Consider the following 1,397-nt stretch of genomic DNA (forward strand, 5'->3'; position numbering starts at 1 on the left):
TGCAAGACGCTTCTATGTCTGTGGTGATCGGTTCGGTCGGTTGCCGATAGGGTTCGGCGTCAATGATCATTTGGGTGACTCGTTGCCGATCCGGCCGCTCGGAGTGCGGGTGTGCCTTGTGCAAGACCTGTCCCCAGGTGGTCGTCGGCGCCGGCCCGGCCCACCTTGCTGGCCTGATCAGAAGCCTGCCCGTGCGAGCACACGTGGCCCATCACAGATTTGCCGCTGAGGTGACTGCATCCCGAGCCGACGCCGACTGTCCCGGTCGTCACTGGCAAAGGAGCAACAACCCGAGATGGCACAGATCGTAGAGCGGGTTACGGATCGCTATGACGTGGTGGTGGGGGTGGATACCCACACGGACACGCACACCGCTGCGGTGCTCGACCGGCTCGGGGCGGTGTTGGCGCAGGTCACCGTGTCCACCGACCCGGACGGGTTGAGTCAGCTGCTGGCGTTCGCCGCCGCGCATACCCCGCCGCACGGGCGCCGGTTGTGGGCGGTGGAAGGCACCCGGGCGCACGGTCAGGGACTGTGTCGGCTGTTGAGCGCTGCCGGTGAATCGGTCTGCGAGGCACCCAAACCCGCCGCGGCGGCCCGCCGTCGGGGCGGCAAGTCCGATCAGCTGGACGCGGTCGCCGCCGCCCACGCGGTGCTGGCACTGCCCGTCGACCGCGTCGCCGTGCCCCGCAGTGACGGACCACGCGAGGCGCTGCGTCTCCTGCTGGTCTGCCGCCGCCACCACAGCGACGCGCGCACCGCCACGGTCAACCTGGTCAAGGCGCTGATCCTGACCGCCGACGACACCCTGCGTCACGCCCTCCGCGGGCTCAGTACCGCCAGCCAGATCACCTGCCTGGCCGCCCTCGACCTACCCGAGAGCGCCCACCTACCCATCGAGGAACACACCCGCCGCCGCGAACTGGCCACCCTCGCCCGTCACATCCACACCCTCGACGCCGCACTGGCCGACAACCACCGGCACCTACGCGCCCTCGTCGCTGACCTGTGCCCACCCCTGCTCGACCAACCCGGAGTCGGACCCGTCACCGCCGCGATCGCCCTCACCGCCTGGTCCCACCCCGGCCGCGTCCGATCAGAAGCCGCCTACGCCACCCTCGCCGGCGCCGCCCCCATACCCGTGGCCAGCGGCCGCACCGACCGACACCGCCTCAACCGCGGCGGCGACAGAACCCTCAACAGCGCCCTACACACCATCGCCCTGACCCGCCGCCGCATCGACCCCAACACCCGCGACTACATCAACCGACGCCGTGCCGAAGGCCGCACCACCAGAGAAATCACCCGCTGCCTCAAGCGCTACATCGCCCGACAGCTCTACCGCACCATCACCACCCACCACCGCACCCCTTGACAACCTCACTCACAGATCGGCG

1 protein-coding gene is annotated in these 1,397 nt (G+C 69.6%); it reads left to right on the plus strand.

The annotated features are described in order from the left end of the window. The first annotated feature begins 295 nt into the window (after positions 1 to 295). Positions 296 to 1,375, plus strand: coding sequence for an IS110 family transposase (locus AB0C15_RS32555; RefSeq protein WP_357358597.1), 1,080 nt, complete (start codon positions 296 to 298; stop codon positions 1,373 to 1,375). The last annotated feature ends 22 nt before the right edge of the window (positions 1,376 to 1,397 follow it).

This window comes from Micromonospora sp. NPDC048835, assembly GCF_040649995.1.
Taxonomy (GTDB): domain Bacteria; phylum Actinomycetota; class Actinomycetes; order Mycobacteriales; family Micromonosporaceae; genus Micromonospora.

Excerpts from the sequence above, each read along its gene's own strand:
- AB0C15_RS32555 (WP_357358597.1), top strand. The coding sequence starts at position 296 with ATGGCACAGATCGTAGAGCGGGTTACGGATCGCTATGACGTGGTGGTG.